This is a genomic window from Streptomyces sp. bgisy100, from assembly GCF_057709105.1.
In genome coordinates this window covers 25,761-47,412 of record NZ_JBYITE010000050.1, presented here as the reverse complement: position 1 = coordinate 47,412, position 21,652 = coordinate 25,761, and the positions used below count along the sequence as shown (strand labels likewise).

Sequence of the window (21,652 nt, the reverse complement as noted above, 5' to 3'; positions counted from 1 at the left end):
CGGTGTCGGGAATGCCGGCGGAGTGCCGGACCGTGACCGCTCCCGGGCGAGGAAGGACGGCTGTGAGGATTCTCCTGGTCGGTGCGGGCGGGGTCGGCACTGCCGCGGTGCGGATCGCCGCCCGCCGTGACTTCTTCGACCACATGGTGGTGGCCGACCACGACCCGGAGCGGGCCCGGGCGGCCGTGGGCTCCGTCGGTGACTCCCGCTTCGTCGCGGCCCGGGTGGACGCCTCCGACGAGGCGGCCGTCCGCGAGCTCCTCGCCTCGCACCGCTGCGACGTCCTGCTCAACGCCACCGACCCCCGCTTCGTCATGCCGCTGTTCCGCGCCGCGCTCGACGCCGGAAGCCACTATCTGGACATGGCGATGTCGCTGTCCCGGCCGCACCCGGAGCGGCCGTACGAGGAGTGCGGCGTCAAGCTGGGCGACGAGCAGTTCGCCCTCGACGAGCAGTGGCGGGACCGCGGCCGGCTCGCCCTCGTGGGCATGGGCGTCGAACCGGGCCTCTCGGACGTCTTCGCCCGGTACGCGGCGGACGAACTCTTCGACGAGATCGAGGAGATCGGCGTCCGTGACGGAGCGGATCTCGTCGTGGACGGGTACGCCTTCGCCCCCTCCTTCTCCATCTGGACCATGATCGAGGAGTGCCTCAACCCGCCCGTCGTCTACGAGGCGGACCGCCCGGCCGGCCGGAAGTGGTACACCACCGAGCCGTTCAGCGAACCCGAGGTCTTCGACTTCCCCGAAGGCATCGGGCCCCTCGAATGCGTCAACGTGGAGCACGAGGAGGTGCTGCTCATCCCGCGCCATGTCGAGGCCCGCCGCGTCACGTTCAAGTACGGGCTGGGCGGCGAGGTGATCGGGACGCTCAGAACCCTGCACCGACTGGGCCTGGACCGGACCGACCCGGTGGCCGTCGGCCCGGTGGACGTCGCCCCGCGGGACGTGGTGGCCGCCTGCCTCCCCGACCCGGCGACCCTCGGCGAGCGGATGCGGGGCCGGACGTGCGCGGGCACCTGGGTCAAGGGCAGCAGGGCCGGTGTCCCGCGGGAGCTGTACCTGTACCACGTCGTCGACAACCAGTGGTCCATGAGCGAGTACGGCTCCCAGGCGGTCGTCTGGCAGACCGCGATCAACCCGGTGATCGCCATGGAGCTGATGGCCGAGAAGGTCTGGGGCGGAGCGGGGGTACTGGGCCCCGAGGCGCTGCCGCCGGGCCCGTTCCTCGACCGTCTGGCGTCCTATGGTGCGCCGTGGGGGATGCGGGAGCAGTGACACACCGCCGGAGGGCGGGCGGCGCGGTCCCGGCGGGACGGCGGAGTGCTGCGAGATGTGACGGGTCGTCATGACCCTGCCCTCCCCGAGACCGACACCGGACGGCAAGCAGCTGAGAGTGGCCACTGAGGCCCCGTCATGCCGACGGATTTCACCAAGAAATGATCACGGCCTCGGACAGTTCCCGATTGACGGAATCTGTCGCCTCGGATGCTTGACCTTGACGCGAGTGTCAGGGTTCTAGTGTCCGAACCATGTTGAAGGAGATCGAGATGCGGATCGGAGAGCTGGCGAACCTGACCGGCGTCAGCGCCCGGTCCCTGCGCTACTACGAGCAGCAGGGCCTCTTGGCGCCCCTCCGCGCCGAGAACGGCTACCGCGTGTACGGCGAGCTGGACGCCGTACGGGCCGCGAACATCAGGGACGCCCTCGACGCCGGCCTCACCCTGGGCGAAGTCCGCCCCGCGCTGGTGAACGGTTGTCTGGACATGCCGCTGCGCGAAAGCCCGTACTGCGCCGAGGAGTTGCGGCGGGCAACCGACCGGCTCACCGCGCTGGACGACCGGATCGCCGCGCTCCAGGAGCTGCGCGGCCGGCTTGCGAAGCACATCGACGAGACCGTCACCCGCCGCCCCGTGGAGGGCACGGGCTGACGGCCGCCACCGAGACGCGGGCCGGAACCTACAGTGCCGCGCCGATCAGCCGTGTCCTGTCACCCGCCCCGGGCCGGCTTCCCGATGCGCTCTCCCAGGCCCCGCCTCGCCCGACGGGACGGCATGAGGGTCCATCGAGTTCGCGTCACCACCCTGAGCACCCATGAATCCGACAGGCCCTGAGCAACCAGCGGAGTACGAAGTGACACTTCTTGACACGGAACCAGGAACGGGAGCACGTGACGCCGGCGTGCCCGCAGGCCGACGCCGATGGGCCCTCGTTCTCCTTGCCGGAGCGCTGGCGCTGGACGTCAGTGGCGTTGCAGTCATCAATGCCGCCTTGCCCTCCATCGGTGATGAGTACGACATTGAGAGGTCCACGCTACAGTGGGCGATGACCGCATATTCCATTGCCTTTGCCGGGTTCCTCCTGTTCGGGGGCAGGATCGCGGACGTCCTGGGCCGCAGGAAGATCTTCGCAGTGGGCGTCGCGCTCTTCACCGCGGCCTCGCTGGGCGCCGCGCTCGCTCCGACCGTTGGGGTGCTGATCGCGGCTCGTGTTCTGCAGGGGATCGGTGCAGCGCTGTCCGGCCCTGCGTCGCTTGCTCTGCTCAGCCAGATCTTCCCTGAAGGGGCGCAGCGGAACCGGGCGCTGGCGGTCTATGCGGCGACCGGCGGGTCCAGCTTCAGCGCCGGGCTGGTTGTTGGCGGGGCACTCACCGACTTCCTCGGCTGGCGCTCGGTGTTCGCCGTCAGTGTCCTCGCCGGAGGCCTGATCCTGGCAGGGGTCCGGGCGCTGCTTCCTGCGGGCCGGCGCCGGCCGCGCCCCCTGGATATCCCGGGCGCGATCCTCGTCACCCTGGGTATGGGCCTGGTCGTGTACGGCGTGAGCGAGGGCGGTGAAGTCGGTTGGGGGTCCGCACAGGTCCTGGTCTCACTCGTGTCGGCCGTGATCGGGCTGGCGGGCTTCGTCGTGTGGGAGAAGGGGCGTACGGAGCCGCTGCTTCCGATGAGTATCTTCCGCAGCCGCCCGGTGAGGGCCGCCTCCCTCACCGGTGCTGTCTTCTACACCGGTGCCGGTGGGTTGCTGTTCTTCTCGCCGCTGTACGCGCAAGGGGTACTCGGTTACTCGCCGTTCGAGTCTGCACTGGCCGTCCTGCCCGTGGGCGTGGTAGTGATCATCAGCTCGCAGATCGCCGGACGTCTGATGTCGCCGGCGGCTTACAAGCCCCTGATGGCCGGCGGCCTGCTTCTCATCGGAACCGGCGTCACTCTGTGGGTGGGCACACCTGTGGACGGCTCGTACTGGGTGCACATGCTCCCCGGCATCGTGGTCATGAGCACCGGCCAGGGATTGGCTTTCGGCGCGATGACGGCCGCCACGCTGGAGGGCCTGCCGCCGCACCAGCACGGAGTCGCTGGTGCGGTCAATGTGACCGCGCAGCAGATCGGCAACAGCGTCGGTTTAGCAATCCTGGTTGCTGTTTCGACCGGTGTCAGCGGCGGTGCCGCACATCCAGCCGATCAGCTGGCAGGTTTCCACGCGGCATATTGGGTGGCGGGCGCCATCGGGCTTCTTGGTGGGCTGACCGTTCTGCTCACCAGGTTCCCCAAGGTGGACACCGCGCCATCAGCTTCCGAGGAAGGGCCGTGACGGTGCAGGCCGGACGTACCTGAACGTGCCCGGCGGCTGTGCCCCCGCCCTCCGATGAGGGCAGGGGCGCGAGTCGTACTCCGCTTCGACTGCATCCTCTCGGCAGGGCTGCCCCAGTGTCGTGGGGCTCGGCTTCGGGAGGACAGGGCCGCCATGTGTGATCGCTCATCACGGACGTACCGGCACGACAGGTCCACCGCCGGGCGTGACCGGCGACACGGGAGGAACGTGCGGGGCGGTGGCGTGGGGGCGGGGCCCGCAGGGCAGGTGAACCGAGGGGGCGGATTCCGAACGCCGAGTGGGAGAACTGGATCAGTGGGTGACACGAGAGGTCGTGCCCGGCAGGTCGGCGAGCGTTCCGGAAGTCGTGGCTCCGGTGGGCCGTCGCCGGTTTCCTACTCGCTCAGCGAACTGTCCGCCGTGGCGGGGGAGTTCCGCGCAGCCGAGGGCGTCGAGGAGGAAGTGCAGCGTCTGCGGCGGGAAGTCGCCCAGCTCAAGCGGGCGTTGGAGACCAGACCGGTGATCGACCAGGCCCGCGGGGTGCTCATGGCCACCGGGCCGTGCACCGCGGCCGAGGCCTGGGACGTGCTGCGCGACGCCTCCCAGCACAGCAACCTCAAGATGCGCACCATCGCTCAGCATGTGATCGCAGGCTCCCAGGGGGCCGTGCTGGATGGGCCGGCGGGGACGGCCTTGCGCCGCGCTCTGTGGAGAATCCGCAACTCCGGTCGGCCGGCCGGTTCCTGAGTGTTCCGGTTGCCCCCGCCGTCGGCGTCGCGGACGGTGTCCTGGCCGCGTAGCGCGGTCCACGAACGTCGTTCCGCTCACGCCGTGCCCGGCCCTGACCTGGCTGTGCGCTGCGCTGCGGCCGCCCTGCCCTGTCCTGCGCCCTGTAATGCGACGGTTACCGAAGTGATGTAAGTTGACGAACTGTTGTACTCGCTCAATGACCATGTGCGGGGGAAGAAGGACCTGTGGTGCGGTCCGTCCAGGAGCGGTACGGATCGCCGGGAAGGCAACGGGGAACCGGCAGTGGCTTTACGGCAGGAACTCGCGCGCGTCCTGTTTCCGGGAGAACGGATAGCGGAACGGGTCCGGCAGCTCGGGGCGGAGATCACCCGCGACTACCGCGGCCGGCCTCCGGTGGTCGTCGGCGTCCTCAAGGGAGCGGCGGCCTTCACCGTCGACCTGGGCCGGGCCATCGATCTGCCGATCACCATGGACTGGGTGGCCGTTTCCACCTACGGACGGGGCAGCACGACCGGGGAACCCAGGCTGCTCAAGGACATCGACGAGGACCTGACCGGCCGTGACGTGCTGCTCGTCGAGGACATCCTCGACACCGGCACCACGCTCGCCTGGCTGATGGCCCGGTGCCGCGAACACGCTCCCGCATCGGTGCACTGCTGTGTGCTGCTGCGCAAGCCGCACGCCGTCACCAAGCCGGTGGTGCCCCGCTATGTGGGGTTCGACATCTCCCAGCACTGGGTCGCCGGCTACGGAATCGACTACGCGGAACGGCATCGCAACCTCCGCGACATCCACGAAGTCCGCCTTCCCGCAGCCGTGTCCGCGCCCTCGTCCTGATGGAGCCCCGGCTCTCACCGACGGAGCCCCGGCCTGCTGCCCCCCGTCCCCCTTCCCGACGCGCCCCCCTGTGCCCCGCGGCACTCGACCATGCGCACTTTTTGGAGCTCTGTGAACGCCTTCGACCTGGCCGTCATCGGTGCCGGGCCCGCCGGACTCGCCGCCGCCCACCGGCTCGCCGGAACGTCGTGCACGGTGGCCCTCATCGACGGGGGCAAGCCCGTCACCGCCCGCGACCGGTACGACGCCACCGACATGACGCGCGGCCACGGAGGGGCGGGCCTGTTCTCCGACGGCAAGTTCTCCTTCTACCCGTCGGCCAGCGAACTGTGGACCCTGCCCCGCACCGCGGACCTGCGCGCCGCCTACGACTGGACCTGCGGCCTGCTGCGCTCCCACGGTCTGGACACACCCCCGTTCCCCGCGGACCCCTCCGCCTACTCGGTGGGCTCCGGTGAGTGGATCCTCAAGGACTACCCCTCGGACTACCTCTCCCTGGAAGCGCGCCTGCAGCTCACCGAGGACATGGTGGCCGCCACGTCCGCCACCGTCCTCACCGAATCCGAAGTGGTGGGCGCCGCCTACGACAGCGCGACGGACACCTTCCGGCTGTCGCTCCGGGACACCAAGGGGCAGGAGTCGGAACTGGCCGCCCGGCGGCTCGTCCTGGCCGGCGGCAGATTCGGGCCGCTCGGACTGCGCGACCTGACCCGGGAGCGGTCCTTCCGCCGCCTGGAGGTCGGCTTCCGGATCGAACAGCCCGCGGAGCTGGCCTTCTTCCGGGACATGAAACAGCTCGACCCCAAGCTCCGCTTCCGCGAGGAGGACGCCGGCGTCGAGTGGCGGACCTTCTGCGCCTGCCGCGACGGCGAGGCGGCACTCACCGAGAGCCAGGGCCTGTGGACCGTGTCCGGACGCTCGGACTGTCCGCCCACCGGCCGGTCCAACGTCGGCTTCAACACCCGCATCCTGGACGAGGCGGTGGCCGCGCGGGCCATGGCGCCGGCGCTCGCCGCGATGGCCGACGAGGAGTCGTACTTCACGCTCCCCCTGGAGGCGCTCATGGACCAGGAGCCGGAGGCCGTCGGGACCTTCGATCACGTCTACGGTCCGGAGCTGCGTGAGATCATGACGCGCGGCCTGTCCCGTCTCGCCGCGGCGTTCCCGGAGGTCCGGGGGGAGGGGACGCAACTGATCGGCCCCACGCTCGAGGGCGTCGGCTGGTACCCGGTGGTGGACGGCGACCTGCGGCTGGTGGACACCCCGGCCTGGGTCGCCGGGGACGCCTGCGGCCTGTTCCGCGGCATAGTCGCGGCCATGATCAGCGGCCACTACGCCGCGGCCTCCGCGCTGCGGGAACTGGAGGGCCTGACATGACCGGCCCGGCTTCCCCCGGCCGCCGGCCCGTCGTCGGCGTCGGAGCCCTGCTGCTGCGGTCCGACGGCGCGGTGCTGATCGGTCACCGGATCAAGGACGGGGAACCGGCGACCTGGTGCCTTCCGGGCGGCCACGTCGAGCCCGGCGAGTCCTTCGAGGAGGCCGCCGTCCGGGAGATCGCCGAGGAGAGCGGCGTCCACGAGGTGGCGGGCGCCCGGGTCTTCACCATGGCGCTCCGCACCGCGTCGGACCGGACCGAGGTCACCGCCGGTGTGGTGGCGCTCGCCACCGGACCCGACCACCCCCGCACCGCCCTGCCCGAACCCGAGGTCTTCGACCGCTGGGTCTGGGCCCTGCCCGACGCACCGCCCGGCCCGCTCTTTCCGGCCAGCGCCGCCTTGCTGGCCGCCTGGCGAGGCGAATCCGCCGGCCCCGGCTGGACGGTGTACCCGGCGGGGACGGCACCCGGGCACGGGCGAGGAGGCGGATGAGACGTCTCCCCACGGGCGGCACGCCGCCCCGCACCACCGCGGCGGCCCCGGAGACCGCCCACCGTCCGCACCGCTCGGTGCGCGTCCGGGGCCGCGGCGGGCTCGCCCGGTTCCGGGGCGGCGGTGATCCCCGTACGGCCCGCGGACCCGGTCGGACCGGTGGCCGCGAACCGTTCCCTTCCCACACCGAGGAGCCCAGGTGAACGCGAGTCCAGAGCCCACAGGTGACGCCCCCTTCACGTTCGACCGGCGGGCGTGGGTCAGACTTCTGGTGCTGTGCACGGCCATCCTCTTCGAGGGGATGAGCCTGTCGAGCATCAATGTGCAGCTGGCCGGAATCCATCGCGGTCTGGAACTGCGCCCGGACCAGCTCCAGTTGGTGGCCGGCGCCTTCCTCACCACCTACGCCGGGCTGCTCCTGGCCGGCGGGAAGTGCGCCGACCACTGGGGGCGCCGACGGATGTTCCTGCTCGGCGTGGGGATCTTCGGGGTGAGCTCATTGGGGGCCGCGCTCGCCCAGGAGCCCGTCGGGCTCATCGCGGCGCGGGCGCTCCAGGGCGTCGGCGCGGCCGTCACCGCACCCGCGGCCGTGGCGCTGATCGTCATCGGCTTTCCGGAGGGCGGCCCGCGCAACCGCGCGCTCGGGGTGTTCAGCGCCATGGGCGCGGTGGGCTTCACCCTCGGTGTCGTCGTGGGCGGGGTGCTGACCGAGGTGGCCGGCTGGCGGGGGGCGTTCCTCCTCTACGCTCCGCTGAGCCTGTTCGTCCTGCTGGTGGCCGTCCGGGTGGTCGCGCCCGACGAGCCGCCCGCGGCGCCCCGGACCCCGATGGGCTGGCCGTCCGCCCTGCTGATCACGGGCGGTCTGATCGCCGTGGTGTACGCCGTCGGGCGGGTCGGCGCCGCCGGGATGCCCGAGCTCGCGGTGGTCGGCGGCGCGGGCCTGGCGGCGACCGTCGCGTTCTTCGTCCTCCAGGCCCGGACCACCCGCCCGCTGCTGCCGCTGCGGCTGGTCACGGACCGTCGGATGGCGGCGGCCTGTCTCGCACTGGGCGGTGCGTTCGCCGGTGTCACGGGGTCGATGTTCCTGGTGGCGACCCACCTCCAGGAGCACCGCGGGTACTCCGCCCTGGCGGCGGGGCTCGCCTTCCTGCCCCAGGGGCTCTCCGTGGGCGCCCTGTCCACCCCGGCCGCCCGGCTGGCGAACCGCCGTCCCACGACGCTGTTGCTCCTGATCGGCCTGGCCGTCATCGCCGTCGGGCAACTGCTCTTCATCACGGTCCGGGACGGCGCCTACCTCACCCATCTCCTGCCGGCGGCGATCCTGGTGGGCACCGGCATCGCGCTGGCCTATCCGGCGTCGGTCATGCTGGCCAGCGCCGCGGCCGCACTCCACGACCAGGGCACCGCGTCCGGCGCCCTGACCGCCTGTCAGCAGGCGGGCGGCGCCCTGGGGGTGGCGGCGGTGACCGGAATCCAGGCCCTCGCGCCCGGCACCTTCTGGACCGGGCCGTTCAGCCTGTGGGGGGCGTTCGGCTTCGTCGCCGTGGCACTCCTCGGCTGCTCCCTGCTGCTGCTTCCCCGCGCCCGGCGGACGGAGCACGTCGTCGCGGAGCGCCGCCGTCCGAAGACGGAGACGGGCACGAGTACGGGCACGGACGCCGACCCGGCCGCGGAACGGACGCACTGAGCCGTTTCGGCCGACGCGGAACGGCCGGGGCTCGGGGGCCGGTGACATCGGGGCTGCTGGAGGCTCCGCGTGCCGGACACCTCGCGCCGGAACGGGCCGGGCCGGGGCCGCCGAACAGCGGTTCCCGGCACCCCGGCGCAGCGCCCCGGCCTGGGCCGGTACGCGGTTCGGCCACGGGTGGGACGGGTGGTGTGTCCGGGACGGGGTGGGTCGATGTGCTTCCGTGACAGGTCTGCGCAAGGCTCTGGGGGCCAGCTGACATCCCGAGCGAGGGAGTTGACATGCGACACCCGGCAATGAGGATCGCAGCAACCGCGGCACTGGTGGCGGGCCTCGTCCCGCTGACCGGCGGACCGGCGCACGCGGCGTCCGAAGAACCCGGACAGCCCGGTCCGAGCGCCCGGTCCGAACAGCCCACCCGGTCCGAACAGTCCGAACAGTCCGGCCGGTCCGGGCAGTCGGTCCGGTCCGGGCAACGCGGACAGCCCGCGGAGCCGGGCGAGTCCGGCCGGTCCGCGCAGCCGCTGAGTCTGTTCGCACCGTCGGCCATGGTGCTGACGATCGGCAAGGGCGAGGACCCGCAGACGGCGACGGTGGAGCGCGCGGTCACCCTGCGGTGCGCCCCGACAGCGCGCGGGGACCACCCGGATCCGCGCGCCGCCTGCTCCGAACTGCGCGGTGTGAACGGCAAACCGGGCCTGCTCGTCAAGAACGACCCGGGCCGCGTCTGTCCCTTCATCCACGATCCGGTGACGGTCACCGCGGAAGGGGTGTGGCAGGGACGCCGGATGAGCTACTCCGCGACGTTCAGCAACAGCTGCGTCATGAAGGGCAAGACGACCCAGCTGTTCGACTTCTGAACGGCTCACCCTGCCGCCCACCGGCCCTCCGCCCACCGGCGGAGGGCCGGCCTGCCGGGGCATCACTGTCAGAGGGCGACGTACGCCCGGATGCGCTTGCCGACCGTCTGCTGCTCGATCTCGAGGCGCCGGCTCAGCGCCACCACGATCTCCAGACCGTGCTGTCCGACGCGCCCGGCGTCGTGGGGGAGGACCGCGGGCAGTGCGGAGCCGGTGTCCCACGCGGTGATGCGCAGGGTGCTGCCCGTGATGTCGAGGTCCAGCCAGCAGGGGCCGGGCGCGTGCTTGAGCGCGTTGGTCACCAGTTCGCTGACGACCAGCCGCACGACGCCGACGGTCTGGGCGGTGACCGCCGCCCCACCCGCGGCTTGCGTCTCGGCGAGAAAACCGGCGGCGAAGTCCCGCGCCGCCGCGATGGTGCCCGGTCGTCCGTCGTATGCCGCGCTCGCGCACGACAACGGGGGCCCGCACTGTTCGCTGGGCGAAATGACGTGGGGCACCGGGCACCCTCCTTCTGCGCCGAATCCTGATGAGCGTGTCCGGTCCTCAGTGGTGCCGGTGATCGCGACATCCGTATACCCCGGTGCTGCGGATCCACGCCTGCCTCTCCCGTTCCGCGTTCCGTGGCGCCCGCCACAGGGCGGGCCGGCCGGCCGCAGAGCAGGCCGCCACAGAGGGCCGCTACCGAGCAAGCCGCCTCAGGACCCCGTGTCCCCGGGGCCGCCGGTCGGCTGCCGCGGCCGGGACGGCGGCGGCTCCCCCCGCCGGACGGAACCGGGCGCCTGGCCGGGCGAACGCGCCGCGGCGTGGGCGGAGGAGGAGAGCCTCCACGGCACGCTGGTGACCATGATGCCCGGGGTGAACAGCAGCCGGCTCTTCAGGCGCAGCGCGGACTGGTTGTGCAGCGGCTGCTCCCACCAGTGCCCGACCACGTACTCCGGAATGATGACGTTGATCACGTCACGGGGGCTGCTCACCCCGATGGACCGTACATAGCCGACGATCGCGCGGGTGATCTCCCGGTAGGGCGAGTCCAGCACCTTCAGCGGCACATCGATCCCCGCCTCCTCCCACTGCCGCCGCAGCTGCCGGACGTCCTCCGGCTCCACGGAGGCGGTGACCGCCTCCAGGGTGTCCGGCTTCAGGGCCCGCGCATACGCCAGCGCCCGCAGCGTCGGCTTGTGCAGGGTGGAGACCGGCACCACGACATGGATGCGCGACGGCGGCAGGTACTCCGCCCGGGGATCGGTGACGGCCAGCTCGGCCGCGGTGCTGTCGTAGTGGCGCCGGATGCCGCGCATGGTCAGCCACAGCAGGACCGCCGCGGCGACCGCCAGCCACGCGCCTTCGAGGAACTTCGTCACCAGCACGATGGCCAGGACCAGACCGGTGATCGCGGCCCCCACACCGTTGATCAGCCGCGCGGTGTGGATCCGGTGGCGCGCCGCCGGGTCCGCCCCGGTCCGCAGCGTGCGGTTCCAGTGCCGCACCATGCCGATCTGGGAGAGAGTGAAGGAGGTGAAGACGCCCAGGATGTAGAGGTGGATGAGGCTGGTCACCGAGGCCCGGTAGACCCACAGCAGCAGCCCGGCCACCGTGGCCAGCGCGATGATGCCGTTGGAGTACGTCAGCCGGTCCCCGCGGGTGTACAGCTGCCGGGGCAGATAGCGGTGACGTGCCAACACCGAGGCCAGCAGCGGGAATCCGTTGAACGCCGTGTTGGCCGCCAGGATGAGGATGAGCGCGGTGACCGTCTGGATGTAGTAGAAGCCGAAGCTCTCGTCGCCGCCGAACACCGCGGCCGCCACCTGCGCGATCACGGTGCGCTGCGGAGCGTTCTCGCAGTCGCCGGGGAAGCCGGTCAGCCGGCAGGCGTCGTCCGCGATGTGCACGTCGGAGATCAGCGCCAGCGCCGTCACCCCGGAGAACAGGACGATGGCGATCAGCCCCATCGCCGCCAACGTCGTCGCCGCGTTGCGGGACTTGGGCGGCCGGAAGGCGGGCACCCCGTTCGAGATCGCCTCCACGCCGGTCAGCGCGCTGCTGCCACTGGAGAAGGCACGGAGGGCCAGCATCACCACCGCCGCGCCGGCGAGATCGGCCTCCCCCGGCTCGGGGCGGATGCCGTAGCCGGCGCTCTGCGCCACCGGCGGGTCCCCGGCCGCCCAGCGGGCCAGCCCGATCGCGCACATGACGAGAACCCCGAGGATGAACAGATAGGTCGGTGCGGCGAAGGCCCGGCCGGACTCGCGCACCCCGCGCAGATTGATCGCGGCCAGCAGCACCACGAACCCCAGCGCCAGGCCCACCCGGGCGTCGTGCAGCGAGGGCACCGCGGAGACGATGTTGTCGACCCCCGCGGCCACCGACACCGCGACCGTCATCACGTAGTCCACCAGCAGGGCGGCGGCCACCACCAGCCCGGAGCGGGGTCCGAGATTGGTGGAGACGACCTCGTACGAGCCGCCCCCGCTGGGATAGGCGCGGACCACCTGACGGTAGGACAGCACCACCACGGCCATCAGCAGCACCACCCCACCGGCCAGCCAGCCGGTGAGGTAGGTGTAGGCCAGGCCGCCGACGGTGAGGACCAGCAGCATCTCCTGCGTCGCGTACGCCACCGAGGAGAGCGCGTCCGAAGCGAAGATCGGCAGGGCCAGCCGCTTGGGCAGCTCCGCCGCGTGGGTCTCCTCACTGCGCAGCGCCCGGCCGATCACCAGCCGCTTGACGATTTCTGCCGCTCTGGCCACAGCAGGAGCGTAAGGGGGGTGCGTGCCGTACGGGCCCGGGACACGGACTCGGGTACCGGCACCCTTCGACCGGTGGTACCGGACGAGCGGCGGAGCCGTCCGTACTCCCGAGGTCAGCCGGTGGAGCCGGGCGCGATGTCCGGGAGCGGGGGCAGGCCCGCGGCCGGTGCGGCGGTGAGCGGGTGCAGAACGGTGAGGGTGGCGAAGCCGCGGGCCAGGAGGTGCGTGTCGGTGTCCGGTTCCGGCGCCGGCGCGGTCTCCGAGAGCGTCATCCGCACAAAGCCCCGGCCCCGTTCGGCGACCGTCGTCCGCACGCTGCCGAACGGTGCGAGTCCGGCGTGGCGCAGCCCCCGGATCCGTTCGAGCGGGACGCCGGGCACGTTCACGTTGAACACCGGTGCCGCGATCCGGGTCCGGCACAGCAGCGGGAGCAGCCGGAGCGCGATGTGCGCGGCGCCCGCCCACTCCATGGGGGTGCCCACCTCCACCGAGACGGCCATCGCCGGAAGGCCGTTCACCGCGGCGGTGACGGCCGCCCCGACGGTCCCGGAGTGGACGACCGCGCGCCCCGTGTTCGGACCGCGGTTGATGCCGGACAGCACCACGTCGGGCGGTGCGCCGAAGGCGCCCTGCGCGGCGATCAGCGCGATGAACCCGGGCATCGCGCGGACGCTGTGCGCGGCCACGCCGTCCAGTCCCGGCAGCCGCCGCCGCTCCACGACGACCCGGCCGTGCTCCTCCACGGCCGTCAGGGCGGCGCTGGAGCCGCTGGCCTCCGCGGCAGGCGCGGCCACCGTCACCTCGTGGCCGGCTTCGCGCGCGGCGAGGGCCAGCCACCGCAGCCCCTCCGACCCGATGCCGTCGTCGTTGGTCACCAGCACCCGCAGCGTCCCGCTCATCGGCCGGCTCCCGTCGGGGCGGTCCGCGCGCCGGTGCGGGGCGCGGTGCGCCGGGGGCGGGGTACGGCGCGGCCGTGCCCCCGGGAGGCCAGGACTCCGGAAGGCGGGGCTACGGAAGCCGGGGCTCCGGAGGGCGGCCGCGCGCCGTCCGCCGGGTGACCGGGGCCGGGCGTGCCGCGACCGGGGCGCTCACCGGAGGTGGCGGGCGCGGTCACCACCGGAGGCCCGAGGGAAGCGGGGTGCCCCGGATTGCCTGACATGCGCAATATTCTGCCTCTTTCATGGGATATTCTCCCGGGCCGTGACGGGGGCACGCCGACGGATCCCCGACGCCGACGGACCGCGACTCCGGCAGATCCCGACGCCGACGCTCGCGCCGGCCCACGGTTTCCGCCACGGCCCGGTGTTCCGGAACGAGCTGTCCGGAACGCCACCGAACCTCCGGACGGCACGAAAGGACCGCGTCATGGGCACCCTCACCACCACGGACGGCACCGAGATCTTCTTCAAGGACTGGGGGGCCGGGCGCCCCGTCGTGTTCAGCCACGGCTGGCCGCTGAACGCCGACGCCTGGGACGAACAGCTCCATCTGGCCGCGTCCAACGGCTTCCGTGCGATCGCCCACGACCGCCGGGGGCACGGCCGGTCCGGTCAGCCCTGGGACGGCAACGACATGGACACCTACGCCGACGACCTCGCACAGCTGATCGAGCATCTCGACCTCCGGGACGTGACGCTCGTCGGACACTCCACCGGCGGCGGCGAGGTGACCCGCTACATCGGACGCCACGGCACCGGCCGCGTCGCCTCGGCCGTACTGCTCGGGGCCGTCCCTCCGCTGATGCTGAAGACCGAGGCCAACCCGGAGGGGCTGCCGATCGAGGTGTTCGACGGCATCCGGGCCGGGGTGCGGGGCGACCGTTCGCAGTTCTACCGGGACCTCGGTGAGAGCTTCTACGGAGCCGACCGGCCCGGCTCCAGCGTGTCCCGGGGAGTCCGCGACGCCTTCTGGATGTGGAGCATGCAGGTCGGGTACAAGGGGGCGTTCGACTGCATCAAGGCGTTCTCCGAGACCGACTTCACCGAGGACCTGCGCCGCTTCGACATCCCCACCCTCATCGTCCACGGCGACGACGACCAGATCGTCCCCATCGTCGCCGCCGCCGCGAAGTCGGCGAAGCTCGTCGACGGCGCCACGCTCAAGGTGTACTCCGGAGCCCCGCACGGGCTGACCGCCGTTGCTCCCCACAAGGACGACTTCCACGCCGACCTGCTCGCCTTCCTGAACCGCTGACGCCGGGGCCGTCGCCGGCCATGCGGTGCCCGCACCCCGGCCGACCGGGGCGGACAGCGTGCGGCGACGCGCCCTACCCCATCGTGATGAGGCCGCACCGCCGCGCCACACCGTCCAATGGGTGATTGTCGGCCGCCGGGCCACTCGTCCAGCCCACGAGGTCCCCCGAATGCCGACTTCTCCAGTGGTGCGGGCTCCTGTTCGGGCCGAGGGTGAGGACGTCGCCACTGCGATCCGATGTGCCGACGACGTGTCAGCCTTCGCAGCCTGCGGCGAAAGGAATCTGTCTCATGCGCACAGCCCGCACCGTTTTCGCATCAGCTGCCATCACCGTGGTTCTCGCTGTCACCAGCCCGGCCGCGAACGCCGTGACCCTGTCCGACGACGGGGGGCGGGACTCGGAGTCCTCCTCCAGCCGCGAGCACGACGGCGACCACGAGAAGTCGTGGGAGGGCCGCAAGCCGCACGGCGGCATGCACACCGGTGGTGGTGCTCTGGCTCTGTCGTCGAAGGATGACGAGGACCATGGCAAGCAGTCCCGTGAGCGTGGGGACCATGAGAAGTCGTGGGAGGGGCGTAAGCCGCACGGTGGTGTGCACACCGGTGGTGGTGCTCTGGCTCTGTCGTCGAAGGACGACGAGGACCATGGCAAGCAGTCCCGTGAGCGTGGGGACCACGAGAAGTCCTGGGAGGGCCGCAAGCCGCACGGCGGCATGCACACCGGTGGCGGGGCCCTCGCCGCGACGCCGGCCGACGACTGGGACCAGGACGGCGGCTCGTCCTCCCGCCGCGAGGACAGCGGATCGTCCAGCCGCGAGGACAGTGGATCGTCCAGCCGTGAGGACAGCGGTTCCGGCCGCGAACGCGGCGAGGAATCCCGTGAGCGCGGGGACCACGAGAAGTCGTGGGAGGGCCGTCGGCCGCACGGTGGTGTGCACACCGGTGGCGGTGGCCTGGCCGAGTCCGGCGGTGGTCTGGCGGCCGGTTCGGCGCTCGCCCTCGGCGGCATCGGTGCCGGCGCGTACATGCTGCGCCGCCGCCGCAACGCCTCGGGTGACGCGGCTGCCTGATCGGGCCGCCCCACTCGGCATGTGCTGTGCCGTCGCGGTCACCGCTCACCGGCGGTGGCCGCGGCGCCTGCATTTCCGCCGTCCCGGGCTCCGCCTTCCGGGCCCGCATCCGGAACCTCGGACATGCGCGGTGCCTGACGGACGACGGCTCCGCGCGCTGCTGCTCCATCCGCTCCCACGAAAGGCCTCATCCCCGCCATGCCTCCGGTGAAGCCGCCCCAGCCGAACCCGTCCCGGAACACGCCCCCGTCCCGCCCCGTCGGCCGTGCCCTGCTGTGGCCCGTCCTGGCCGTGGTCTCCGCTGCCCTCGTCCTCCACAGCACCTTCGACAGCACCGAGCCGGACGCCAAACCGGAGGCCCCGCCCCCGGCCGTGGCCCCTCCGACCCCGGACGCGCCCACCGCCACCCCCACCCGGGCCCCGTCGCTGCCCCGTTCCGCACCCCAGCGGATCTCGATCCCGGAGATCGCCGTCGACGCGCCGTTCACCCCGCTGACCCTCGGCGCCTCCGGGCAGCTCAACGCGCCGCCCGCGGGGGACACCAACCTCGTCGGCTGGTACCGGGACGGAGCCACCCCCGGGGAGCACGGCGCCTCGATCATCGCGGGCCACGTCGACACCAAGACCGGCCCCGCCGTGTTCGTACAGCTCGACAAGCTCAGGCCCGGCAGCGACATCCACATCACCCGGGCGGACGGCCGGGTGGTGACCTTCCGGGTCGACTCCGTCGAGACCTTCAGCAAGGCGAACTTCCCCAGCAAGCGGGTGTACGCCGACACCGCCTCGCCCCAGCTCCGCGTGATCACCTGCGGGGGCGAGTACGACCGGAAGGCCAGGGACTACAAGGACAACGTGGTGGTGTTCGCCCATCTGGACTCGTCCCGGAACAGCTACTGACCCGGGTGCCCGCCCGTGGTGGCCGGTCCGCCGGAGCCGTCGGCGCGGAAGGCCGCGGCGACGCCTCCGGCGGAACCACCCGGGCGGGACGGGAGCGACCGCCCGGGTCAGCCCTCCAGCGCGGCGAGGTGCGCCCGGTCGTCGTAGCGCGCCAGCCGCCACCCCTCGTCACCGTGCACGAACTCGTTGATGGAGGTCGGTGCCGGAGAGGTGTCGGTGAACATCTCCGGTGGCGCGATGCCCAGCAGGCCCACCGAGGCCGCCACGATGAACCCCGAGTGGCAGACGACGAGAACACTCTGCCGGGGGCATTGCCGCACCAGCCGCCCCATGAACCCGCGGGCCCGGCCGAGCAGTTGGGACCAGCTCTCGCCACCGGGGGCGAACGGCCGTTCCGGCTCGGCCGTCATGTCGAACCCCCCGTAGTGCCGGCCGTACTCCTGAATGGACAGGCCGTCGGCCCGGCCGAAGTCGAGTTCGCGGACCTCGGTGTCGACCGTCGGTGGTCCGAGTCCCAGGTGGGTGCCCAGGGCCTCGGCGGTCTCCCGGGCCCGCGGCACGGGACTGGTCAGCAGCGCGTGCAGCGGGCCCGCCCCCGAGGCCAGCCGTTTCGCCAGGTGCGCGGACTGCTCGCGGCCCAGGTCGGTGAGACCGTCGCAGTTCCGCTCCCCGGCGACCAGCCGGTTGACGCTGGCGTGCGACTGCGCGTGCCGGATCAGCAGGATGCGGGAGAGCGCGGAACCTCCCTCCGGTCCCGGGGAGCGGCCGCCGGATCCGTGTTCCGGGGCCGGGGCCGGTGCAGGAACCGGAAGGGGAGTCGGGTGGGGGAGTCCGGTGCCGGCCGGGCCCGGCGGTGCCTCGTCAGGGTGCCCGCCCGGCAGCTGCGGCATGGTGGTGTGCGTCATCCGTTCCGATGTCCTCGATTCACCGTGTGTGCGGCTCAGTTGAGGTGCCAGCCGCCGTCGACCGTCAGATGCTGACCGGTGATGAACCCCGCCTCGGGAGAGACCAGGAACGCCACCGCAGCAGCAATATCGTCCGGATGCCCGTGGCGCTTGACGCACTGGCGGGCGAACTCCCGCTCCCGCCAGGCGGGATAGTCGGGGTGGGACCGCTGCTCGGGGCTCAGCTCGATCGATCCGGGGCGGATGCCGTTCACGGTGATGCCGTGCGGGCCCAGCTCCCGGGCCAGCGCCCGGACGAGCGCCTCCAGCCCGCCCTTCGCCGCGATGTAGGGGGCGAGTTCGGCTCGCCCCAGCTGGGTGAGCACGGAGGAGATCGCGACGATCCGGCCGGTGGCCCGCGCCACGAGGTGCGGGGTGACCGCCTTGATGCAGGCGGCGTGCGCCAGCAGGTTGATCTCGATCGCGGCGCGGATGTCGTCCCGCGTGGTGTCCGCCCAGGGAAAGTACGGATAGGCACCGGCATTGCACACCAGAACGTCCAGCCGGGCCCCGTGGGCGGCCACGCCGTCGGTGAACCGGTCCACGGTCTCCGGCAGGGTCAGATCCCCGGTCACCTCACCCAGCACCTCGGCCCCGGCGGACACGGCACGGCCGGTGGTCCGCGCCAGTCCGTCGTCGGCGGCGAGGTGGGTGAGGATCAGATCGTGCGTCGCGGCGAGGCGCACGGTGATCGCGGCTCCCAGGCCCGATCCGGCCCCGGTCACCACGGCGACGGGTCGAGACGGCACTGCTTCCCTCCTCGGTACGGGGACCGGTTCCCTCCTCGACGGGGACCGGAGGTGCCCGCGGCTGCGGGGCGCGCACGTCCTCGGCACCGGTCCGGTGCCCACCCCGTCGGCCCCGCGCGGTTGCTTGTGGTTCCGGCGGACGCCGGCCGAACGGTCCCGTGCGAACCAACGGTGAGGTGCGGCGCGGCGGAGCGCTGGTCCAGCCGGCCGGCCACTTCTGCCCGTGCGGCCACTCCTCTCACTCCGCCCGCAGCCCGCATCCTGTCATCGCGAGCTGTCGGCCGAACCCGCGCAATCCAGCCAATCCGCATGTGCCTGCTGTTGGCGGCAGAGCACTTGCGGCAGGCTGATAGCCGTCGTTCGATCAGTGCGCAGCCAGGCCAGATCCACCAGAGCCGTTGATGACGGAGGTTCGCAGTGGGAGATTCGGGCGCCACCCGACCGACCAATGCCGGTCTGCTGGAGGACATCAGAGAGGTGGTCGCCGGCGGGGTCAGCAGCAGCATGCGCGCCGCGTCGATTCCGGTGCCACTGGTCGTCCGGCGGGCCCGGGGCTGCCTGCTGTGGGACGTCGAGGACACCGAGATCGTCGACTTCAACATGGGGTACGGACCCCATGTGTTCGGCTACGCCGACCGCGAGGTCCTGGACGAGGTGGCGGACCAGTTCGCCCAGGGGCACATGACCGGACTGCCCCATGCGCAGGACGCGGAGGCCGGGGCCCTCATCGCCGAGCTGGTCCCCGGCGTGGAACAGGTACGGTTCGCCAACTCCGGTACGGAGGCCATCACCTCGGTACTGCGGCTCGCCCGCGCCGCCACCGGACGCTCCCTGGTGGTGACCTTCGAGGGCCACTACCACGGGTGGAGCGAGACCGTGCTCCGGGTGGGCAAGAACACCCTGCATCTGCAGGGCCACGAACCGACCGATGTCGTCCCCGGCGCACCGGGGATGATCCCGGAGGCCCTGGCCCACACCCGCCAACTGCCGTGGAACGACGAGCAGGCGGTGCGCGACCTCTTCGCCCGCTGCGGGGACCGCATCGCCGCGGTCATCCTGGAACCGGTCCTGGTCAACGCCTGTGTGATTCCGCCCGCGCCGGGCTTCCTCGAACTGCTCCGCGACCTCACCACCCGCAGCGGCTCGAAGCTCATCTTCGACGAGGTGATCACCGGCTTCCGGGTGGCCCGCGGCGGCGCACAGGAGCGGTACGGTGTCGAGCCCGACCTCACCGTGCTCTCCAAGGTCCTCGGCGGGGGATTCCCGGTCGCCGCCTTCGGCGGACGGAAGGCCGCGATGACCATGCTCGCCTCCAACGAGGCACACCACGCGGGCGTGTACGCGGGCAACCACGCGGCGCTCCGGGCCGTCGTCGCGATGCTGCGGAAGATCCGCGCGACCCCCGGGCTGTACGAGGAGCTGGAGGACATCGGCGCCTACGCGGAGCAGTCGCTGCGCGAGGTGTTCGCCGCGGAGAAGCGGAACGTGCTGATCAGCCGGGTCGGTTCCATCATGTCGGTCTCCCTCCTCAAGCGTCCCGTGGAGAGCGGCGCGGGGCTGCGGGAGACCGCGTCGGCCATCGACTTCTCCCACCACCGCAGGTTCCAGATGCAGGCCCAGCGGGCCGGCGTCTACTTCCACCCCAATGCGCTGGAACCCTGGTTCCTCAGCACCGCACACACCAGGGAAGTCATCGACAAGGCGTCAGGGGCCCTGAGCAGGGCTCTGATCAGCCTGGTGTGATGACGTCCCCAGCGGCGTCCGGGGCGGACGCCTCCGCGGCGCGGGAGGAACTGCTCCTGCGCCTCCGCGAACAGGCCGGGCGCCTGGGGGACACCCCCCTGATCATCGAGGGCGGCCACACCACCGGCGCGCGCCGGCTCGTCGAACGCGTGGACGCCAGGATCCGGGCGTACCGGGCGTGCGGCGTGGGGGAGTCCGCGCTGGTGGGCACCCTCGCCTGGCCGCCCGCCGAATTCATCAGCGATCTGTTCGCGATCGTCGCCGTGGGCGCCGTCGCCGTCCCGCTGCCGCGCCGGCTCACCGCATGGGAGCTGGAGCGGCTCCGCGCCCGGCTGCCGCTCACCCACCTCGCCACCCCGCGGGACAGTCCGCTGACCCTCCGCACCACCGCCGCCGTGCACGGCGAACGGGCCCTGAGCCGCGGTCCGGACCGACGGCACGAGGCGTACCGGCAGGCCGCCACCGCACAGATCACCTCCGGCACCACCGGGGTGCCGCGGGCCGCGCTGCGCTCCGCCACGGCCCTGCTCGCCGAGGCCGACCACTACCGCACGGCGCTGGACCTCTCCCCGTCCGGGCTGCTGGCCTGCCCCGTACCGCTCCAGCACGCCTACGGGTTCGGCCTCTGCGCGGTGGCCGCCCCACTCGCCGGGGCCCCGGTCCGGTACCTCTCGGCCGAGCGGCCGCGGCTGCTGCTCCGGGATCTCGCCGAGTCCGGCGTGTCGCTCTTCGTCGGTGTGCCCCCGATGCTGCGGCTGCTCGCCAAGGCGGCGCGCGAGGAACTGCCCGGGCCCCCGGTCGGGTTCCTGTCCGCCGGGATGCCGCTGGACGCCCACACGGCCGGGGCCGTCGCGAGCCGGCTGGGCGGCCGGGTCGGCCAGGTCTACGGCACCACCGAGACCGGGCCCATCTGCGTCCGTGCCCCGCTGCCCTGGAGCGAGGACCTCCGCTGGCCCGGCCCGCCGCTGCCGGGTGTGGCCGTACGCCTGACGGACCCGGACGGGGGCGGCTCCGGGCCGGCGCCGTTACGGGCGGAACGGGGCGAGGCTGCGGACGGGCACGGTGACGCGGCCGATGGTCGTGCCGAGGCGGCCGTTGCGCGTGCCGAGGCGGCGGACGGCCGGGCCGACGGGCTGGTCACCGTGTCCTCGCCCTCGATGATGTCCGGGTACGCCGAGGGCGGGACGGTCGACGCCCGGCCCCTGCGGGGCGGGTTCGTCACCGGCGATCTGGCCCGCTGGGAGGGCGACGCGCTCGTCCTCGCGGGACGGCTGTCCACCTGCATCAACGTGGCGGGTGTCAAGGTCAGTCCCGAGGAGATCGAAGCCGCGCTGCTCGCCCACCCGGCGGTCGCCTCCTGCCTGGTGACCGGACACGCCGACCCGGTGCTGGGGCAGCGCATCAAGGCCACCGTGACGCCGGACACCGTCGGCCTCGCCGAACTGGAGCGGTTCTGCCGCGCACGGCTCTCGCCCGCCCAGGTGCCCCACCTGTTCACGGCGGTCGCGTCGCTGCCGACGACCGAGACCGGCAAGGTCATCAGGCCGAGGGGCGGAGAGTAGACGCACGTGTGCCGCAGCCATCCGCTCCCCGGGCCGCGCGCCCACGGTCCACCTCCCCGCGTACCGCCCGCCCCCGGGCCCGTCCCCGGAGCGCGCCCTCGTGCGCGCGTCCGCGGGCGGCCGGCCCGTACGGCCGCGGCCCCCACCGGCCCCCAGCA

General features: G+C 72.5%; 19 protein-coding genes. 14 read left to right on the top strand and 5 right to left on the bottom strand.

Annotated features, from left to right (window positions below):
* The first annotated feature begins 62 nt into the window (after positions 1 to 62).
* From AC3EQ1_RS26180 to AC3EQ1_RS26140, 9 genes are all read left to right on the top strand, one after another.
* Positions 63 to 1,277 (top strand): saccharopine dehydrogenase family protein, encoded by a 1,215-nt coding sequence (locus tag AC3EQ1_RS26180; protein WP_432096798.1) that lies wholly within the window; start codon positions 63 to 65, stop codon positions 1,275 to 1,277.
* A gap of 254 nt (positions 1,278 to 1,531) precedes the next feature.
* Positions 1,532 to 1,930: a MerR family transcriptional regulator gene (locus AC3EQ1_RS26175; RefSeq protein ID WP_432096797.1), complete on the top strand. Its 399-nt coding sequence runs from the start codon at positions 1,532 to 1,534 to the stop codon at positions 1,928 to 1,930.
* 202 nt (positions 1,931 to 2,132) lie between these two features.
* On the top strand, positions 2,133 to 3,584 hold the full coding sequence (locus AC3EQ1_RS26170; protein WP_432096796.1) for an MFS transporter: 1,452 nt from the start codon (positions 2,133 to 2,135) through the stop codon (positions 3,582 to 3,584).
* A 315-nt stretch (positions 3,585 to 3,899) separates the two neighbouring features.
* Positions 3,900 to 4,331: an ANTAR domain-containing response regulator gene (locus AC3EQ1_RS26165; RefSeq protein ID WP_432096795.1), complete on the top strand. Its 432-nt coding sequence runs from the start codon at positions 3,900 to 3,902 to the stop codon at positions 4,329 to 4,331.
* Between the two features lie 285 nt (positions 4,332 to 4,616).
* Positions 4,617 to 5,171: a hypoxanthine phosphoribosyltransferase gene (gene hpt / locus AC3EQ1_RS26160; RefSeq protein WP_432096794.1), complete on the top strand. Its 555-nt coding sequence runs from the start codon at positions 4,617 to 4,619 to the stop codon at positions 5,169 to 5,171.
* Positions 5,172 to 5,282: 111 nt separating this feature from the next.
* Positions 5,283 to 6,548, top strand: coding sequence for a hypothetical protein (locus tag AC3EQ1_RS26155; protein ID WP_432096793.1), 1,266 nt, complete (start codon positions 5,283 to 5,285; stop codon positions 6,546 to 6,548).
* Positions 6,545 to 7,039 (top strand): nucleotide triphosphate diphosphatase NUDT15, encoded by a 495-nt coding sequence (locus AC3EQ1_RS26150; protein ID WP_432096792.1) that lies wholly within the window; start codon positions 6,545 to 6,547, stop codon positions 7,037 to 7,039. Before AC3EQ1_RS26155 ends, AC3EQ1_RS26150 begins: the two co-directional genes overlap by 4 nt.
* A gap of 199 nt (positions 7,040 to 7,238) precedes the next feature.
* Positions 7,239 to 8,726, top strand: a complete 1,488-nt coding sequence (locus AC3EQ1_RS26145; RefSeq protein ID WP_432096791.1) for an MFS transporter — start codon at positions 7,239 to 7,241, stop codon at positions 8,724 to 8,726.
* Between the two features lie 281 nt (positions 8,727 to 9,007).
* Positions 9,008 to 9,586, top strand: a complete 579-nt coding sequence (locus AC3EQ1_RS26140; RefSeq protein WP_488187179.1) for a subtilase-type protease inhibitor — start codon at positions 9,008 to 9,010, stop codon at positions 9,584 to 9,586.
* 68 nt (positions 9,587 to 9,654) lie between these two features.
* On the opposite strand, the gene AC3EQ1_RS26135 is transcribed toward AC3EQ1_RS26140, so the two are convergent.
* The 3 genes from AC3EQ1_RS26135 to surE all read right to left on the bottom strand — a co-directional run bounded on the left by AC3EQ1_RS26135 (position 9,655) and on the right by surE (position 13,235).
* A complete protein-coding gene (locus AC3EQ1_RS26135; RefSeq protein ID WP_432096789.1) occupies positions 9,655 to 10,086 on the bottom strand; it encodes an ATP-binding protein in 432 nt (143 codons plus the stop codon).
* A gap of 198 nt (positions 10,087 to 10,284) precedes the next feature.
* Positions 10,285 to 12,336, bottom strand: a complete 2,052-nt coding sequence (locus AC3EQ1_RS26130) for an APC family permease (RefSeq protein WP_432096788.1) — start codon at positions 12,334 to 12,336, stop codon at positions 10,285 to 10,287.
* Between the two features lie 113 nt (positions 12,337 to 12,449).
* Entirely contained in the window at positions 12,450 to 13,235 is a 786-nt protein-coding gene (gene surE / locus AC3EQ1_RS26125; protein WP_432096787.1) for a 5'/3'-nucleotidase SurE, read from the bottom strand.
* Positions 13,236 to 13,701: 466 nt separating this feature from the next.
* On the opposite strand from surE, the gene AC3EQ1_RS26120 reads away from it, so the two are divergent.
* From AC3EQ1_RS26120 to AC3EQ1_RS26110, 3 genes are all read left to right on the top strand, one after another.
* Positions 13,702 to 14,529 (top strand): alpha/beta fold hydrolase, encoded by an 828-nt coding sequence (locus AC3EQ1_RS26120; protein WP_432096786.1) that lies wholly within the window; start codon positions 13,702 to 13,704, stop codon positions 14,527 to 14,529.
* Between the two features lie 290 nt (positions 14,530 to 14,819).
* Positions 14,820 to 15,599, top strand: a complete 780-nt coding sequence (locus AC3EQ1_RS26115; RefSeq protein WP_432096785.1) for a hypothetical protein — start codon at positions 14,820 to 14,822, stop codon at positions 15,597 to 15,599.
* A gap of 198 nt (positions 15,600 to 15,797) precedes the next feature.
* Positions 15,798 to 16,496: a class F sortase gene (locus AC3EQ1_RS26110; RefSeq protein WP_432096784.1), complete on the top strand. Its 699-nt coding sequence runs from the start codon at positions 15,798 to 15,800 to the stop codon at positions 16,494 to 16,496.
* Between the two features lie 107 nt (positions 16,497 to 16,603).
* Here AC3EQ1_RS26110 and AC3EQ1_RS26105 read toward each other — a convergent pair whose 3' ends face one another.
* Positions 16,604 to 17,401: a histidine phosphatase family protein gene (locus AC3EQ1_RS26105; protein ID WP_432096783.1), complete on the bottom strand. Its 798-nt coding sequence runs from the start codon at positions 17,399 to 17,401 to the stop codon at positions 16,604 to 16,606.
* A 35-nt stretch (positions 17,402 to 17,436) separates the two neighbouring features.
* Complete coding sequence (locus AC3EQ1_RS26100; RefSeq protein WP_432096782.1) at positions 17,437 to 18,189, bottom strand: SDR family NAD(P)-dependent oxidoreductase; 753 nt, start codon at positions 18,187 to 18,189, stop codon at positions 17,437 to 17,439.
* A gap of 417 nt (positions 18,190 to 18,606) precedes the next feature.
* Here AC3EQ1_RS26100 and AC3EQ1_RS26095 point away from each other — a divergent pair, with 417 nt between their 5' ends.
* Together AC3EQ1_RS26095 and AC3EQ1_RS26090 are read left to right on the top strand one after the other, a co-directional pair.
* The gene (locus AC3EQ1_RS26095) at positions 18,607 to 19,932 is read left to right on the top strand and encodes an aspartate aminotransferase family protein (RefSeq protein ID WP_432096781.1); all 1,326 of its coding nucleotides are present in this window, start codon (positions 18,607 to 18,609) and stop codon (positions 19,930 to 19,932) included.
* The gene (locus tag AC3EQ1_RS26090; protein ID WP_432096780.1) at positions 19,932 to 21,494 is read left to right on the top strand and encodes a class I adenylate-forming enzyme family protein; all 1,563 of its coding nucleotides are present in this window, start codon (positions 19,932 to 19,934) and stop codon (positions 21,492 to 21,494) included. The genes AC3EQ1_RS26095 and AC3EQ1_RS26090 overlap by 1 nt, the downstream gene beginning before the upstream one ends.
* The last annotated feature ends 158 nt before the right edge of the window (positions 21,495 to 21,652 follow it).

Excerpts from the sequence above, each read along its gene's own strand:
- AC3EQ1_RS26175 (WP_432096797.1), top strand. The coding sequence starts at position 1,532 with ATGTTGAAGGAGATCGAGATGCGGATCGGAGAGCTGGCGAACCTGACC.
- AC3EQ1_RS26150 (WP_432096792.1), top strand. The coding sequence starts at position 6,545 with ATGACCGGCCCGGCTTCCCCCGGCCGCCGGCCCGTCGTCGGCGTCGGA.
- AC3EQ1_RS26140 (WP_488187179.1), top strand. The coding sequence starts at position 9,008 with ATGCGACACCCGGCAATGAGGATCGCAGCAACCGCGGCACTGGTGGCG.
- surE (WP_432096787.1), bottom strand. The coding sequence starts at position 13,235 with ATGAGCGGGACGCTGCGGGTGCTGGTGACCAACGACGACGGCATCGGG.
- AC3EQ1_RS26120 (WP_432096786.1), top strand. The coding sequence starts at position 13,702 with ATGGGCACCCTCACCACCACGGACGGCACCGAGATCTTCTTCAAGGAC.
- AC3EQ1_RS26115 (WP_432096785.1), top strand. The coding sequence starts at position 14,820 with ATGCGCACAGCCCGCACCGTTTTCGCATCAGCTGCCATCACCGTGGTT.
- AC3EQ1_RS26110 (WP_432096784.1), top strand. The coding sequence starts at position 15,798 with ATGCCTCCGGTGAAGCCGCCCCAGCCGAACCCGTCCCGGAACACGCCC.
- AC3EQ1_RS26105 (WP_432096783.1), bottom strand. The coding sequence starts at position 17,401 with ATGACGCACACCACCATGCCGCAGCTGCCGGGCGGGCACCCTGACGAG.
- AC3EQ1_RS26090 (WP_432096780.1), top strand. The coding sequence starts at position 19,932 with ATGACGTCCCCAGCGGCGTCCGGGGCGGACGCCTCCGCGGCGCGGGAG.